Origin of the sequence: Allobosea sp. 2KB_26, from assembly GCF_052115715.1 — a bacterium.
Lineage (GTDB): Bacteria > Pseudomonadota > Alphaproteobacteria > Rhizobiales > Beijerinckiaceae > Allobosea.
This window is the reverse complement of sequence record NZ_JBFRHE010000009.1, coordinates 42,430-58,376: the sequence shown is the minus strand read 5'-3', so window position 1 is coordinate 58,376 and position 15,947 is coordinate 42,430. Positions and strand designations below refer to the sequence as shown.

The 15,947-nt window shown below is 65.2% G+C and carries 15 protein-coding genes; 8 read left to right on the top strand and 7 right to left on the bottom strand.

The genetic code is table 11. The annotated features are described in order from the left end of the window. Window positions 1–90 precede the first annotated feature (90 nt). The 7 genes from AB4099_RS22215 (at window position 91) to AB4099_RS22185 (ending at window position 8,195) form a co-directional block, all read left to right on the top strand. A complete protein-coding gene (locus AB4099_RS22215; RefSeq protein WP_441479651.1) occupies window positions 91–633 on the top strand; it encodes a c-type cytochrome in 543 nt (180 codons plus the stop codon). A 178-nt stretch (window positions 634–811) separates the two neighbouring features. Then, window positions 812–2,680 (top strand): extracellular solute-binding protein, encoded by a 1,869-nt coding sequence (locus AB4099_RS22210; RefSeq protein ID WP_441479650.1) that lies wholly within the window; start codon window positions 812–814, stop codon window positions 2,678–2,680. A 2-nt stretch (window positions 2,681–2,682) separates the two neighbouring features. Then, the gene (locus AB4099_RS22205) at window positions 2,683–3,084 is read left to right on the top strand and encodes a DUF4260 domain-containing protein (protein ID WP_113515097.1); all 402 of its coding nucleotides are present in this window, start codon (window positions 2,683–2,685) and stop codon (window positions 3,082–3,084) included. 4 nt (window positions 3,085–3,088) lie between these two features. Then, entirely contained in the window at window positions 3,089–4,180 is a 1,092-nt protein-coding gene (locus AB4099_RS22200; protein WP_113515095.1) for a microcin C ABC transporter permease YejB, read from the top strand. A 49-nt stretch (window positions 4,181–4,229) separates the two neighbouring features. After that, window positions 4,230–5,351 carry an ABC transporter permease gene (locus tag AB4099_RS22195; RefSeq protein WP_441479767.1) on the top strand — a complete coding sequence of 374 codons (1,122 nt, stop codon included), beginning with the start codon at window positions 4,230–4,232 and terminating at the stop codon, window positions 5,349–5,351. Next, the gene (locus AB4099_RS22190; RefSeq protein WP_441479649.1) at window positions 5,348–6,976 is read left to right on the top strand and encodes an ABC transporter ATP-binding protein; all 1,629 of its coding nucleotides are present in this window, start codon (window positions 5,348–5,350) and stop codon (window positions 6,974–6,976) included. Before AB4099_RS22195 ends, AB4099_RS22190 begins: the two co-directional genes overlap by 4 nt. 1 nt (window position 6,977) lies before the next feature. Next, a complete protein-coding gene (locus tag AB4099_RS22185; protein WP_441479648.1) occupies window positions 6,978–8,195 on the top strand; it encodes a phosphopentomutase in 1,218 nt (405 codons plus the stop codon). 14 nt (window positions 8,196–8,209) lie between these two features. On the opposite strand, the gene AB4099_RS22180 is transcribed toward AB4099_RS22185, so the two are convergent. From AB4099_RS22180 to murA, 7 genes are all read right to left on the bottom strand, one after another. After that, window positions 8,210–9,667 (bottom strand): methyl-accepting chemotaxis protein, encoded by a 1,458-nt coding sequence (locus tag AB4099_RS22180; protein ID WP_441479647.1) that lies wholly within the window; start codon window positions 9,665–9,667, stop codon window positions 8,210–8,212. Further along, the gene (locus AB4099_RS22175) at window positions 9,664–10,044 is read right to left on the bottom strand and encodes a hypothetical protein (RefSeq protein ID WP_113515085.1); all 381 of its coding nucleotides are present in this window, start codon (window positions 10,042–10,044) and stop codon (window positions 9,664–9,666) included. Before AB4099_RS22175 ends, AB4099_RS22180 begins: the two co-directional genes overlap by 4 nt. Before the next feature lie 126 nt (window positions 10,045–10,170). Beyond that, on the bottom strand, window positions 10,171–10,575 hold the full coding sequence (locus AB4099_RS22170) for an arsenate reductase/protein-tyrosine-phosphatase family protein (protein ID WP_084652153.1): 405 nt from the start codon (window positions 10,573–10,575) through the stop codon (window positions 10,171–10,173). A 47-nt stretch (window positions 10,576–10,622) separates the two neighbouring features. Next, the gene (locus AB4099_RS22165; RefSeq protein WP_113515083.1) at window positions 10,623–11,096 is read right to left on the bottom strand and encodes a UPF0262 family protein; all 474 of its coding nucleotides are present in this window, start codon (window positions 11,094–11,096) and stop codon (window positions 10,623–10,625) included. 29 nt (window positions 11,097–11,125) lie between these two features. After that, the gene (gene hisD, locus AB4099_RS22160) at window positions 11,126–12,418 is read right to left on the bottom strand and encodes a histidinol dehydrogenase (protein ID WP_441479646.1); all 1,293 of its coding nucleotides are present in this window, start codon (window positions 12,416–12,418) and stop codon (window positions 11,126–11,128) included. Window positions 12,419–12,445: 27 nt separating this feature from the next. Continuing rightward, window positions 12,446–12,892 (bottom strand): DUF2948 family protein, encoded by a 447-nt coding sequence (locus AB4099_RS22155; protein WP_069877660.1) that lies wholly within the window; start codon window positions 12,890–12,892, stop codon window positions 12,446–12,448. Window positions 12,893–12,923: 31 nt separating this feature from the next. Beyond that, window positions 12,924–14,213 (bottom strand): UDP-N-acetylglucosamine 1-carboxyvinyltransferase, encoded by a 1,290-nt coding sequence (murA, locus tag AB4099_RS22150; RefSeq protein WP_441479645.1) that lies wholly within the window; start codon window positions 14,211–14,213, stop codon window positions 12,924–12,926. Window positions 14,214–14,951: 738 nt separating this feature from the next. Here murA and AB4099_RS22145 point away from each other — a divergent pair. Beyond that, on the top strand, window positions 14,952–15,914 hold the full coding sequence (locus tag AB4099_RS22145; protein WP_069877662.1) for an enoyl-CoA hydratase-related protein: 963 nt from the start codon (window positions 14,952–14,954) through the stop codon (window positions 15,912–15,914). Window positions 15,915–15,947 lie beyond the last annotated feature (33 nt).

Genomic DNA, 15,947 nt, shown 5'->3' with positions numbered 1-15,947 from the left:
GCAACGCCCGTGTGTCGGCGCTCCCAGGCTCCGGCCGGAGCGCTGCTATGCCTTGCCTGTCCTGTGGCGAGGCCCAAGGGTTTCGATGCAATGAATATCGAACTGAACAAGATTGCCGGCGCGGGCCTGTCCACGCTGCTCGTGGTGATGGCCCTGAACATGGCCGCCGGCATTGTCTTCGCGCCGCACAAGCCGGCCGTGCCCGGCTTCGATCTGCCGAGTCCGGAGCCGGCCGCCGCCGGTGGAGCAACCGCTGCTGCTCCCGTTGCGGACGCGCCGATCGTGGAACGTCTCGCCAAGGCCGACCCGGCCCGCGGCGAAAAGGCTGTCGGTGCCTGCAAGGCCTGCCACACCTTCGAGAAGGGCGGCGCCAACAAGGTCGGCCCGCATCTCTTCGACGTCTATGGTCGTAACAAGGGTTCGATCGACGGCTTCGGCTACTCGGCCGCCATGAAGGGCAAGTCCTCCGAGAAGTGGGAGGCCGAGCAGCTCGACGGCTTCCTGAAGGGTCCGAAGGCCTATATGCCCGGCACCACGATGGCTTTCGCCGGCCTGACCAAGCCCGACACCCGTGCCGACGTGATCGCCTATCTCAACACGCTCGCGGATGCGCCGAAGCCCCTGCCGAAATGAGCCTTGCGTCGTTTCGGCGCGCCTGAATGACTGCAAGCCGGGCCCTCGAGCCCGGCTTTTGCTTGCTCCCGCCATGCTCTTGCCCTCACGATGGCGAGGAATCTCCTCTCCACGCTGGTATCGACCTCACGGGTCGACATAATCGGCCAGCGAATCAGTTGCAGGAGGAGGAGGCACCATGGCGATGCGCATCACACGCCGCAGGCTGCTCGAAACCGGCGGAGCCGCGCTGGCAAGTGCGAGCCTGCCTGCCCTGCCCGGCCGGGCCCTGGCCGAGACCGGCGAGGTTCATGGCCTCTCGACCTTCGGCGAGCTGGCGCTACCCATCGATTTTCCGCATTTCGCCTATGTGAACCCGAAGGCTCCAAAGGGCGGCACGATCACGCTGCAGATCAAGCGGGCCGGCGGCAACCAGAACTTCGACACTTTCAACACGCTGAACACCTTCGTTCTCCAGGGCGATGGCGCTGCAGGTATGGATGCCTGCTTCGACAGCCTGATGTCCGGCTCCGGCGACGAGCCCGGCGCTCTCTACGGCTTGCTGGCGAAGAGCGTCGCAATCTCCGGGGACAGGCTGACCTACCGTTTTCGGCTCAGGCCCGAGGCGCGTTTCCATGACGGAAGCCGGGTGACAGCTTCCGATGTCGCCTTCTCCATGGATATCCTGAAGAGCAAGGGACATCCGTCCTACCGCCTGATCCTGAACGAGCTCGTCTCGTCGGTCGCCGAAGGCGACGATATCGTGGTCGTCACGCTTTCGCCGAAGCGTGGCCGCGACCTGCACCTCGTCGTCGCGGGCCTGCCGGTCTTCTCCGCGAAATTCTGGTCGACGCGGAATTTCGAAGCCTCGACGCTGGAACCACCGCTTGGGTCCGGCCCCTACAAGGTGGGGCGGTTCGAGCAAGGCCGCTTCATCGAATTCGAGCGGGTTCCCGACTACTGGGGCAAGGATCTGCCGGTGAATGTCGGCGTCAATAATTTCGACCGCACGCGCTGGGAGTATTTCCGCGACCGGCAGGTCGCCTTCGAGGCCTTCAAGAGCGGCATCGTTACCTTCCAGGAGGAATTCACCTCCCGGATCTGGGCGACCGGCTATGACTTCCCGGCGATCAAGGACGGCAAGGTCAAGAAGGAATCCCTGCCCAATACCGAGCCGACCGGCTCACAGGGCTGGTATTTCAACCTGCGCCGCGATGCCTTCAAGGACCCGCGCATCCGCGAGGCGATCGGGCTCTGCTTCGATTTCGAATGGACCAACAAGAACATCATGTTCGGCTCCTTTGCCCGCATGACCTCGTTCTTCGAAAATTCTGATTCTAAGGCCGTCGGCACGCCCTCGCCCGAAGAGCTGGCTCTGCTCGAACCCTTCCGGGGCAAGGTGCCGGACGAGGTCTTCGGCGAGGCCTATCTCCCGCCGGCCAGCGACGGCTCAGGCAGCGATCGCGCCCTGCTGCGCAAGGCGGACGATATGTTCCGCGCTGCCGGCTGCAAGCGGGACGGCAATGTGCTGAAACTGCCCGACGGCAAGCCGTTCGAGATCGAGTTCCTCGATTTCCAGGCCTCGCTGCAGCCGCATACCCAACCGTTCCAGGCCAATCTCAAGCGCCTTGGCATCAACGCGACCTCGCGCATCGTGGATGCAGCGCAATATCAGCGACGGCTCGACGAATTCGATTTCGACGTCGTCAGCCGTGCGTTGACGGGCAGCGCGATTCCCAGCGATTCCATGCGCATCGTCTACGGTTCCGAAGCCGCGAAGACGCGCGGCTCGCGCAACGTTGCCGGCATCAGCGATCCGGCCATCGACGCGATGATCGATCGGATCGGCCAGGCCGATAGCTACAAGGACGTCGTCGTGGCGGCCAAGGCGCTGGACCGGCTGCTGCGCGCCGGCCGCTATTGGGTGCCGATGTGGTGGAATCCCAATGAATGGCTGGCCTATTGGGACATGTTCGATCGGCCGGCGACCAAGCCGAAATACACCTCCGGCGCTCCCGCCATCTGGTGGTTCGATGCCGAGAAAGCCAAGCGGATCGGGAAGGCGTGAGGATGGTAGCGGCAGCCCGAGGACAGGTCAGCGGAACTCCCAGGGTTCTCCTGCGCCTCGAAGGACTTGTGCTCGGCGTGCTGTGCATCTGGCTCTTTGCCGGCACCGGCGCGTCGTGGTGGCTCTTTGCTGCACTGATCCTGGCCCCGGATCTCGGCATGCTCGGCTATCTCGCCAATCCGAGACTGGGCGCCACGATCTACAACGCCGCTCACTCGCTGATCGGTCCGGCCGTGCTGGCCATTGCGAGCCTTTCGCTGGCCCTGCCGACGGCCCTTGCGATTGCGCTGATCTGGGCCGGGCATATCGAGTTCGACCGGGCGCTGGGCTATGGCCTGAAATACCCCTCGCTCTTTGCCGACACCCATCTCGGTGTGCTTGGTCCTTCCCGAAAGGCCGGGTGAACGGATGCTCTCCTATATCGCCCGCCGCCTCGCGCTGATGGTGCCGACATTGTTCGGCATCCTGCTGATCTCCTTCGTGCTCGTGCAGTTCGCGCCGGGCGGCCCGGTGGAGCGCGTGATCGCACAATTGCAGGGCCAGGGCGGCAACGCCTCCGACCGTGTCGGCGGCAGTGCCGGCGGCGATGCCGGAGCACAGCACGGCGATGCAAGCTCATCCTATCGTGGCGCGCAGGGGCTCGATCCGGCCTTCATCAAGGAGCTGGAGAAGCAATTCGGCTTCGACAAGCCGGCACATGAGCGCTTCGGCAAGATGCTCTGGGACTATATCCGCTTCGATTTCGGCCGGTCCTATTTCCGCGACGCGCCGGTGCTGCAGCTGATCAAGGAGAAGCTGCCGGTCTCGATCTCGCTCGGCCTGTGGATGACGCTGCTCTCCTATGCGATCTCGATCCCGCTTGGGATCCGCAAGGCGGTGAAAGACGGCTCGCGCTTCGACACCTGGACCAGCGCCGTGGTCATTGTCGGCTACGCCATTCCGGGCTTCCTGTTCGCGATCCTCCTGATCGTGCTCTTCGCCGGAGGCTCGTTCTGGCAGATCTTTCCGCTGCGCGGCCTCCATTCCGAGAATTGGGAAGAACTCAGCCTGATCGGCAAGGCCACCGACTATCTCTGGCACATTGCCCTGCCGGTCACGGCGATGGCGCTGGGCGCCTTCGCGACCTCGACGCTGCTGACTAAGAATTCCTTCCTCGACGAGATCCGCAAGCAATATGTCCTGACGGCGCGGATGAAGGGGCTCAGCGAACGCGGCGTGCTCTACGGCCACGTCTTCCGCAACGCCATGCTGATCGTGATCGCCGGCTTTCCCGGCGCATTCGTGCATGCGCTCTTCGCCGGATCGCTGCTGATCGAGACGATTTTCTCGCTCGACGGCCTCGGGCTCCTCTCCTTCGAGGCCATCGTCAACCGCGACTATCCGGTTGTCTTCGCCAATCTCTACATCTTCTCGCTGATCGGCCTTGTCGTGCATCTCATCACCGACCTGACCTACACATGGGTCGACCCCCGGATCGATTTCGAAACGCGGGAGGCCTGAGGTGAGCGAGACGCTGATCGACCTGCCGCCGAGCACCCGCAGCGCGGCGCTGGCATCGCCCGAGGCGGGCCAGGGCTGGCTCAAGCTCTCGCCGATCAACCGGCGGCGGCTCAACAACTTCAAGGCGAATCGCCGGGGCTGGTGGTCGCTCTGGATCTTCCTGGCGCTGTTCGTGCTCTCGCTTTTCGCGGAGTTCATCGCCAATGATCGGCCGCTCGTCGTGCGCTATAAGGGCGAGTTCCTGTTCCCGATCGTGGTGAACTATCCCGAGGAGAAATTCGGCGGGTTCCTCGCCACCACCGACTATCGCGATCCGGTCATCGCCAAGGAGATCGATGCCAATGGCTATGCCATTTGGCCGCCGATCCGCTACTCCTACCGCACGCATAATCTCGACCTGCCGGTTCCCGCTCCTGCCCCACCGACCTGGATGCTGAAGGACGAGCAGTGCCGGCCGATCGCAGAGCGAACCGGCGGCATGACCTGCCGCGAGCTCGAATGGAACTGGCTCGGCACGGACGACCAGGGCCGCGACGTCGTTGCGCGCCTGATCTACGGGTTCCGCATCTCGATCCTGTTCGGCCTGATCCTCTCCACGATCTCGTCGGTGATCGGCATCGCCGCGGGCGCTGTGCAGGGCTATTTCGGCGGTTGGACCGACCTGATCTTCCAACGCTTCATCGAGATCTGGACCTCGATCCCGGCGCTCTATCTCCTGATCATCGTCGCTGCCGTGATCACGCCGGGCTTCTTCGTGCTGCTCGGCATCCTGCTGCTATTCTCCTGGGTGGCGCTGGTCGGCGTGGTCCGGGCCGAGTTCCTGCGGGCCCGCAATTTCGAATATGTCCGGGCGGCGCGTGCGCTCGGCCTGTCCAACGCCAAGATCATGGTCAAGCACTTGCTGCCGAACGCCATGGTCGCGACGCTGACCTTCCTGCCCTTCATCATGAACGGCTCGATCACGACGCTCACCTCGCTCGATTTCCTCGGCTTCGGCCTGCCGCCCGGCTCGCCCTCGCTCGGTGAGTTGCTGGCGCAGGGCAAGGCCAATCTGCAGGCGCCCTGGCTTGGGCTGTCCGGCTTCTTCGTGATCGCCCTGATGCTGTCGCTGCTGATCTTCATCGGCGAGGCGGTGCGCGACGCCTTCGATCCAAGGAAGACCTTCGCGTGAGCGCTCCCCTTCTCTCTGTCGAGGATCTTTCCGTCGCCTTCCGCCAGGGCGGCAGGGAGACGCTCGCCGTCGACCACATTTCCTTTCATGTCGCCAAGGGCGAAACCCTGGCGATCGTCGGTGAATCCGGCTCGGGCAAATCGGTCTCCGCGCTCTCGATCCTGAAGCTGCTGAACTATCCGGCCGCGCATCACCCGTCCGGCAAGGTGCTGTTCAACGGACAGGACCTGATCGCGGCCGATGAGAACGCGATGCGCAAGGTGCGCGGCAACGACATCACCATGGTGTTCCAGGAGCCGATGACCTCGCTGAACCCGCTGCACACCATTGCGCGGCAGATCGGCGAGATTCTCGAGCTGCACAAGGGCTTGCGCGGCGCGGCGGCTCGCGCCCGCACGTTGGAGCTCCTGGCCCTGGTCGGCATCCGCGATGCCGAGAGCCGGCTCGACGCGTATCCTCACCAGCTTTCCGGCGGTCAGCGCCAGCGCGTGATGATCGCCATGGCGCTCGCCAACGAGCCGGACCTGCTGATTGCCGATGAGCCGACGACGGCGCTCGACGTCACCGTGCAGGCGCAGATCCTGTCCCTGCTGAAGGATCTGCAGAATCGCCTCGGCATGGCGATCCTGTTCATCACCCATGATCTGGGCATCGTGCGCCGCATCGCCGACCGGGTCTGCGTGATGCTCAAGGGCCGGATCGTCGAGCAGGGGCCTGTCGCCGAGATTTTCGACAAGCCACAGCACAGCTATACCCAGCGCCTGCTCGCAGCCGAGCCCAAGGGGCGCCCTGCCCCGGTCGCCGAGGGCGCAGCGACGTTGCTCGAGGCCGGGCCGATGAAGATCTGGTTTCCGATCAAGTCCGGCTTCCTGCGGCGGACCACCGGCCATGTGAAGGCCGTCGATGGCATCTCGATCAAGGTGCGGGAAGGCGAGACGCTCGGGGTCGTCGGCGAGTCCGGCTCAGGCAAGACGACGCTCGGCCTCGCGATCCTGCGGCTGATCTCCTCGGAGGGGCCTGTCGTCTTCCTCGGCGATCGGATCGACGGGCTGACCAGCGCCGCCGTCCGCCCGAAGCGCAAGGATCTCCAGGTCGTCTTCCAGGATCCCTATGGCTCGCTGTCGCCGCGCCTCTCGGTCGCCGGCATCGTCGAGGAAGGGCTGACCGTCCAGGACAAGGGACTGAGCTACGAAGCCCGTCGCGAGATCGTCGCCAGGGCGCTCAGCGATGTCGGCCTCGACCCGGCGGCCATGGATCGCTATCCGCATGAATTCTCCGGCGGGCAGCGGCAGCGTATCGCAATCGCGCGCGCCATGGCGCTCGACCCGAAATTCGTGGTGCTGGACGAGCCGACCTCGGCGCTCGACATGTCGGTGCAGGCGCAGATCGTCGAGCTCCTGCGGGAACTGCAGAGCCGCCGTAAGCTCGGCTATCTCTTCATCAGCCATGACCTCAAGGTTGTGCGGGCGCTGTCGCACCGGGTTGTGGTGATGCAGAACGGCAAGGTCGTCGAGGAAGGACCGGCCGAGGAGATTTTTGCGCATCCGCGCGAGGCCTATACCCAGGCACTGCTCGCCGCCGCGCTTAACCTCGAGCCCGTCGGCAGCGCTGCGGTGAAGGATTGAGATGACCCGCGCCATCCTTATCGTGCTCGACTCCGTCGGCTGCGGCGGCGCGGAGGACGCACATCTCTATGGCGACGCCGGTGCCGACACGCTGGGCCATATCGCGGAGAGCTGCGCGGCAGGCAAGGGCGACCGCGAAGGCCTGCGGCACGGCGCATTGCAGTTGCCGAACCTCGCCCGGCTGGGCCTGGCCCATGCCTGCGAGGCCTCCACCGGAAGGCCGCTCGCGGGCGTCAGCAAGCCGATCGCGCCACAGGGGCAGTACGGCTACGGCATCGAGACGAGCCAGGGCAAGGACACTCCCTCCGGTCATTGGGAGATCGCGGGCTGTCCCGTTCCGTTCAAATGGGGTTATTTCACCGAGCTGGAGAACTCCTTTCCGCCGGACCTGATCGCGGCGATCATTCGCGACGGCAGGCTGCCGGGCATTCTCGGCAACAAGCACGCCTCCGGGACCGCCATCATCGACGAGCTCGCCGGGGAGCATATCCGGACGGGCAAGCCGATCTGCTACACCTCTGTCGATTCCGTGCTGCAGATTGCGGCGCATGAGGAGCATTTCGGGTTGGAGCGGCTCTACGAGCTCTGCCGCACCGTACGCGTCCTGGTCGATCCGCTCAGGATCGGGCGCGTCATCGCCCGCCCCTTTGTCGGCACAGCAACGACCGGCTTCACCCGGACGGCGAACCGGAAGGACTTCGCCATTCCACCGCCCAACGCCACGATCCTCGACCGGCTCGCGGCCCTCGGCCGGAGCGTCGTTACCGTTGGCAAGATCGGCGACATCTTTGCCCATCGCGCCACCGGAGAAGAGATCAAGCCGTTCGGCAATGCGGCGATGTTCGAGGCAGCCCTCGCCGCGCTCGACCGGCTGCCGGATGGCGGCTTCTGTTTCACCAATCTCGTCGATTTCGATACCGAATACGGCCATCGCCGCGACGTGCCGGGCTATGCGGCCGCATTGGAAGCCTTCGATGCGATGCTGCCGCAGCTAGAGGCGAAGCTACGTCCTGGCGATATTGCCATCATCACGGCTGACCATGGCAACGATCCGACCTGGAAGGGCACGGACCACACGCGCGAGCATGTGCCGATCCTCGCCTTCGGGCCAGGTGTAGCGGCGCAGGCGATCGGGGGGCGTCGGAGTTTTTCGGATATTGCTGCGACGCTCGGCCAATGGCTCGAGATCGGCGCGGTCGGCCCCGGCCGGGCCTGGTAACGGAGCCTCGCCGATCAGGCCGCCGCGACGCGACCGCAGAACGCCGCGACCTCCTGACGGATGCTGTGCGCCTGCTTCGCCAACGCATCGGCAGCATCCTGCAACTGCGCGGCGGCATCATGGGTGCGAACGGTCATCGTCTCGAAATTGCCGACCGCGCCGGCGCTGCGCCTTGCTCCCTCGAAGGAGAGCTGGACCTGCCGGGCGATCTCCATGGTCGCCCGATCCTGCTCGTGGACGGAGACGGCGATCGCCTCTGCCACACGTTCGACCTCGGACATCGCCGTCACGATATCGCGGATCGCCTTCAACGAGCGCTGCGACGCGACCTGCATCGCATTGATCTGACCGGAGACCTCGTCCGTTGCACGCGCCGTCTGCGCCGAGAGCGTCTTCACCTCGCTCGCGACGACGGCGAAGCCACGCCCCATCTCCCCGGCGCGGGCAGCCTCGATGGTGGCATTGAGCGCCAGCATGCTAGTTTGGGCTGCGATACCTCGAATGATCTCGACGACGGCACCGACATTCTCGCTGCTGCGGGCGAGATCCTCGATTTCCGCGCTGGCGCGCCGGGCAAGCTCGGCAGCGCTCTTGGAGCCATCGGCCGAGTGCGACACGTTCTGGCCGATTTCGCCGATCGATGCTGCGAGTTGCCCACTGGCAACCGCCAGCTGGTCGATGCTGCGCGTCGTGGCCTCGGCAGCCTCGGAGACATGCCCCATCTGGTGACGCGCCTGATCGGAGGTGCCGGTCAAGGCCCGTGACTCGCCCTGCATGGCCTCGGCCGAACGGTCGAGAACCGCCATGGCCTGCTCCATCTGCTGGCGGAAATTCAGGACGGTTTCGCGCAGGGTCTCGCTGCGGCGGCCGAGCTCGTCGGCGAGGCGCCTCTCCCGCTCTCCAGCCGCGCGCTCGCGCTCGGCGATCTCATTGGCATGACGCAGGCTGTCGCGGTTCATCGCGAACATCCGCCCAAGGATCATGGCAAGCGCCGCCAGGAACGCAGTCTCGATCAGCACGATCACGGCATGCAGGAGCACGCGCCAGATATTGCCGCCCTGGTAGAACACGGCTGAAGGAAGCAGGTACTGCAACGCCAGATGGTGAAGCGCGGTCAGACCGGCCCCCATCACGATCGGGCGCCAATCGCAAAACCCCGCCAACAGTGCGAGGACCGCGAAATAGTACATGTGCGTGTCAGGCTGCCAAGGATGGCCGGCGAAGCTGTAGACCAGCATCGAAACCTGGCCGATCAGCACAATCGCAATCACCAGCTGCGTGACGATGGCCACGCCGAAACGGGCATAGAGCAGCAGGGCACCGGCGGCGAGAACGAAGGCGAAGGAGGCAGCGAGCACCACCTCGCCACCATGAAACCAGACGCTCAGCGCCAACAGCGGAACATGAAGGAAGGCGAGCCCGAGCAGGAAGCGGGCCACGACGATGCGAACGCCGGTCAGGGTCCAGATCATGACGACGCATCCGCCGGCGAACGGGCGTCAAGACATCCAGCCAGGCCCGAGAGCGCCAGCATCAGCAACGCCCCCTCCGGCTTCACCTGCTCGATGCCCGGATCTGCGGAAGGCGCCGTAATGACGATGAAGCGCGCAATCCCGCTGCGCAGCACGCGATGTCCCGCCGCCAGGGTCATCGCAAGCGCGTCCCGCTCAGAGGTCCATGGCGAAAAGACAATCGCGCGCGACGGCGCCGCATCATCCGCGCCCCGGGGCAGGCTGAGCGCTGCCGCAACGCTGACGGCCACGAGCGCAATGGCAACGATGAGCGCGTCCCGCAGCATCACGCCCCGGCCCTGATCAACCGGAATCTCATTGGGGAATCCGGACGTCATGGGAACTCGGTTTCTCCGCGCTATCCGGCAGGCCATATCGGGCCGGACGAACTCGCTCACCACCGGTAAAGTTTCACTTAAGAGTGCGGGTGGTGCAGATGGGGACGTGCGTATCCAGGCGCAGCGTCAGGCCCGCAGGCGCTGCTTGATCCGCCGCATCAGGCCGTCCCGTACGTCGCGATAGGCGTCGAGCACCTGCTCGCGCGAACCCTGGACGATGGTCGGATCCGGGGTCGGCCAGTACTCGACATCGGCGGCGAGCGTTCTGGTCAGCTCAAGGGCCTTGTGATGGGCCTCCGGCGAGAGGGAGATGATGAGGTCGAAGTTCAGCCCTTCCCACTCCTCGAGTTCCTCAATCGATTTTGGCTTGTGGCGATGAGCGTCGATGCCGATCTCGTCGAGCACGGCAAGCGCGAACTTATCGACGTCGCCCTTCCTCGCTCCGGCCGACTGGACATAGATCGATTTGCCGAAAAAGTGCTTCGCCATGGCTTCCGCCATCGGGGAGCGCACCGCGTTATACGCGCACATGAAGAGCACGCTGTGGATCTTGCGCGGCGGCGCTCCCTCCACCGAGCCTAGCCCTTCCAATGCAGGGCATAGATCAGGGTGAACAGGCGACGCGCCGTGTCGTGGTCGATCTCGACCTTGCTCGCCAGGCGCTCGACCAGCATGTGGGCCGCCTCGTCATGCAGGCCGCGCCGGCCCATGTCGATCGCCTCGATCTGCGCAGGCGTCGCCGCCCGGATGGCGGCATAATAGCTCTCGCAGACCAGCCCATAGTCCTTGATGATACGTCGCAGCGGCGTCAGCGAGAGGTGATGCGTGACGACCGGCGCCCCATCGGCTCCCTTGATCTCGAATACGAGGCGTCGCTCGACCAGCGCGAGATGGGCGAGATAGGGTCCGCCATCATGCCCAGGCAGCGCGAAATGGTTGCGCTCGACGAGGTCATAGACCGCAACCGCTCGCTCATGTTCCTGGTCCGGACTGCCACGCCCCAGCGAGGCTTCGTCAAAAGTCACACCGACCAGGCATTGGCTTTCCGACATGCAGCCTCCGGACACAGGGCGCGCGGGACTCAGAGATTGAGCCTGATCGTCACGGATCGGCCATGGGCCTGCAAGCCCTCGGCTTCGGCCAGTTGCGTCGCGGCCGGCGCCAAGGCGCGAAGCCCGTCGACGCCGCATTTCAGCAACGAGGTTCGCTTCATGAAATCGGCGACACCGAGCCCCGAGGAGAAACGGGCGGAGCGGGCGGTCGGCAGAACATGGTTGGGCCCGCCGACATAATCCCCGATCGCCTCCGGTGTATGGCCGCCCAGGAAGATCGCGCCGGCATTGCGAACCTTGCGCGCCAGGCTATCGGGATCCGTGGTGACGATCTCGAGATGCTCGGGCGCCAGCCGGTCGACCAACGGGAGCGCGCGCTCCAGGTCCTCGACCAGCAGGATGGCGCCGAAATCCTGCCAGCTCTTGCCGGCGATCGCAGCGCGCGGGAGCGATGCCAGTTGGGCGATCACCGCCTTCTCGACCTCGGCTGCAAGCCTCGCGTCATCGGTGAGCAGGATCGACTGGGCGGACTCGTCATGCTCGGCCTGCGCCAGCAGATCGGCTGCGACCCAATCTGGATTTGCACTTGAATCCGCGATCACCAGAACCTCCGAGGGACCGGCGATCATGTCGATACCGACCTGTCCGAAGACGCGGCGCTTGGCGGCTGCCACATAGGCGTTGCCCGGTCCGACGATCTTGGCCACCGGCGCGATCGACTGCGTTCCATAGGCCAATGCGGCTACCGCCTGGGCACCGCCAATCCGGTAGACCTCGTGGACGCCGGCAAGCCGCGCTGCCGCCAGGACCAGCGGGTTCGTCTCCCCGCGCGGGGTCGGCGCCACCATGACAATGCGCTCCACGCCGGCAACCCTGGCCGGCACCGCGTTCATCAGCACGGACGAGGGATAGCTCGCGGTTCCGCCGGGAACGTAGAGCCCGACCGTCTCGATCGCGCTCCAGCGCCACCCGCTCTCGACGCCGAGTGCATCGCGCGTCCAGGAATCCTGTGGCTTCAGCCGGAGGTGATAGGCCTCGATGCGCGCCCGCGCGGTTTCCAGCGCGGCCAGCAGATCGGCGGAGCAGGCCGCGACGGCCGCATCGATCTCGGCTTCACTGACCCGAAGGGTCGAAGGGGTCAGATCGAGCTTGTCGAAACGGGAGGTGCAGGCGATGACGGCCTCGTCCCCCTTGGCGCGAACATCGGCAATGATGTCGGCGGCAACGCGGTCGACGTCCTCGGACACCTCGCGCTTGGTCGTCAGCAGCGCGGCAAAGGCCTGCTCGAAGCCTGCGTCTCGTTGATCGAGCCTGATCGGCATCGCAAATCCTGAAGCTGAAAGAAGAGGTCAGGCGCCGTTCGGATGATCGGGCTTGGCGACTGCCTCCCAGACCGGGCCAAGGTCCTTCATCTGGGCCTCGATGCACTCGACGCCCAGGCGGATAGCGGCGCCATCCGAGAAATGCAGCGTGACCTCTCCCGCCGGCGCCTCGGACTCGGTGAAGGTGATGGCGAGGAGATTGAGAACGGCCCCTGTCGCCGTCGGGTCAACCTTCGTGCTCTTGGCGTGAACGACGCGTTCGAAATGCAGGGCGGCAAGGCGCCTGCGCTTCTGGCCATGCGGCACGCCTTCCCAGTCGAAGCGCCGCGCGGCCAGCGCGAAACGCTTCTGCGCTGGCAGATAGGCGACATCGCCGACGCGCAGGACAGCATCCTGCAAATGTGCGGAGATGATCGCGAGATCCTCCGCGTCGAGCGCGATCAGCTTCAGTGGGTCTGCGGTATCGTCCGACATCGACCTGTTCTGGCGAGCGGACGGTTCGGCGTCAACCGCTGATCCGCTCGACCTGTGCGCCACAGCGCGTCAGCTTCGCTTCCAGCGCCTCGAAACCGCGATCGAGATGGTAGACCCGGTTGATCATGGTGTCGCCCTCGGCCGCGAGGCCACCAATGACGAGCGAGACCGATGCACGCAGATCCGTTGCCATGACCGGCGCACCGGTGAGCTTGCCGACCCCCTCGACATAGGCGACGTCACCGTCCAGCCGGATCTTCGCGCCGAGGCGGACGAGTTCCTGGACGTGCATGAAGCGGTTCTCGAAGATCGTCTCGCGAATGCGCGAGGTGCCCTTGGCCCGCGTCATCAGCGCCATGAACTGCGCCTGCAGATCGGTCGGGAAGCCCGGGAACGGATCGGTGTCCACATCGACGGCCTCCAGTGCCGCGCCGTTGCGGCGCACGCGGATGCCTTCATTGGTCTCGCTGATATCGACGCCGGCCTTGACCAGGATATCGAGCGCCGATTGCAGCAGATCGGCCCGCGCTCCTTCGAGCAGCACGTCGCCTCCGGTCATTGCGACGGCCATCGCATATGTGCCGGTCTCGATCCGGTCCGGCAGGACAGCATGGTGCGCGCCCCCGAGCCGCGAGACCCCCTTGACCACGATCTGCGAGGTGCCGGCGCCCTCGATCTTGGCGCCCATCTTGATAAGGCACGCGGCGAGGTCCGTGACCTCGGGCTCACGCGCCGCGTTCTCGATCACTGTCGTGCCGTCTGCAAGAACCGCAGCCATCAGGGCGGTATGGGTGCCGCCGACCGTCACCTTCGGGAAGACGATCTCGGCACCCTTCAGGCCCTTCGGCGCGCGCGCCAGCGCATAACCATTCTCGATGCTGATGTCCGCGCCGAGCCGTTCCAGCGCCATCAGCAGGAGGTCGACCGGCCGCGTACCGATCGCACAGCCGCCGGGCAGGGAGACCTTCGCTTCGCCCATCCGGGCCAGGATCGGAGCAATGACCCAGAAGCTCGCGCGCATGGTCGAGACCAGTTCATACGGCGCGCAGGTGTCGACGATCTGGCGTGCGGTGAGCGCGATGGTCTGGCCCGTCTCCGCCGACTGACCGATGCGCTTGCCAGCGATGGAACGGTCGACGCCGTGGTTCGAGAGAATACGCGACAGCGCTGTCACGTCCGACAGTCTGGGAACATTGACCAGAGTCAGCGTCTCGTCCGTGAGGAGGCTCGCGATCATCAGCGGCAACGCGGCATTCTTCGCGCCCGAGATCGGGATCGTGCCATTGAGGCGCTGGCCACCGGTAATGCGGATACGGTCCATCTGGATGTCCTGCTGGAGATCGCGGCTATCGGCCGCGCGGCGCGATTGAGGGCGGGATCAGGACCGGGGAGTCTCGGCCTGGGCAGGCAAGGCTTCGTCTTCCCGTTCCGCTTCATCCGCCCGACGAGCGCGCGCCTGCGCCTTGCGGCGCTTCAGGTTCTCGCGCAGGGCTGCGGCAAGGCGCGCCCTCTTTTCGTCATCTGCGGTTGGTTGGCGACTCAAGGGTTCAAACTCGGCTTACGCGGTTCAACGCTGGGATCGCGGCGAAATCGCGGCGCATGGTTAGCTCTGCAACGCCCGTTGGACAAGTTTCCAACGCGGCGGCACGTCAATCAGCGGTCCCTCGCTCACCAAGCTGAGACGAAACTGTGCCGCAGCGAGGCGCCGCCCCTCCGGGGCTCGCGTTTGCAGCTTGCCCTCCGGGCCTCCAGCCGCCGCGGCCGCCGCTCGGCTGCACGCTGAAACCGCCTGCATTTTCCGTCTCTTGCGGTCGGCTGGCATTGGCGTGCGCCCCGTGTTTCGAGCACTCTTCCCTAGCGGCACACGGCTTGCCTTGCCGGCTCGGCGCGCCACCGCAAAAGCCCGCAACATCGCATTGAGACAGGCGCTCCAGCAGCACAACTTAGACGACAAAGTTTAATGAAATTAACCATTTCTGCCGGTTATCGTTTACAGTTCATTAACTTCTTCTACCCTGCGGAGGCGTTCCAAATTGTCTGACCTGACGGGATTTGCGGCATGTTCCAGGCCTTCGCTTCACAGACCCATTCGGTGCCCGCCGTCGCTCTGGAATGTTGCGAGGTCATCGACGCGTTGCGGCACAAGGCGGGCTTCCTGCCCGAGGTGCAGCTGGCCTATGAGGCCGAAATCAAGACGCTGTGGGTGACGATCAAGCCGGAGCTGAAGCCGGTCTTCACGCTCCAGCTGCTTGACAGCCTCGGCAAGATCCAGAAGGCGATCTATGCTCTCTGGGGAGCGCCGGATCAGTATCACGGAGCACCAGTGCGCTTCCTCGCCTTCCGCGGGACCGGCCCCTTCTTCACCCTCGGCGGCGATCTCGATTTCTATCTCGACTGCCTCGCCAAGAATGACCGCGCCGCCCTGGCGGAATATGCGCGCCTCTCGATCGAGGGCGCGGTCTGGAACGCCAGCGGTCTCAACGGCCTGGTGATCACGCTCTCGACCATTCACGCCAAGGCGATCGGCGGCGGGATCGACGCCCCGCGCTCCTGCAATGTCATGATCGCCGAGGAGCAGGCCTCGTTCGTCTACCCCGAAATCAAGTTCAACCACTTCCCGATCACGGCGGTCGCGGTGTTGTCACGCCGCATGGGCTCGCGTGCAGCGGAGCGCCTGCTGCTCTCCGGCGAAGAGATGAGCGCCGCCGAATTCATGGCGGCCGGTGCACTGGAAGCGGTGGTGCCGACCGGCACCGGCGAAGACTGGATCCGCAAATATGCCAGCGACTCCCTGCCCGTGCACGCAGCCAAGACCGCGCTGTTCTCTGCGTTCAATCGCCGGGCCGGCGACCTGCGCGAGGAACTGGAACATCTTGGCGATATCTGGACGGATTGCATGCTTCGCCTCAACCCGAGCGCCATCTCGAAGCTGCAGCGCATCGCGCAGACGCAGGACCGTATGCTGACCCGCGTCTACCAGCGACCGGCGAGCCCGGTCCTGTCCAGCGCGGCGGCACTCTGATCCTGCAAAGCGCCTTCGCGAAGGCGCAAGACG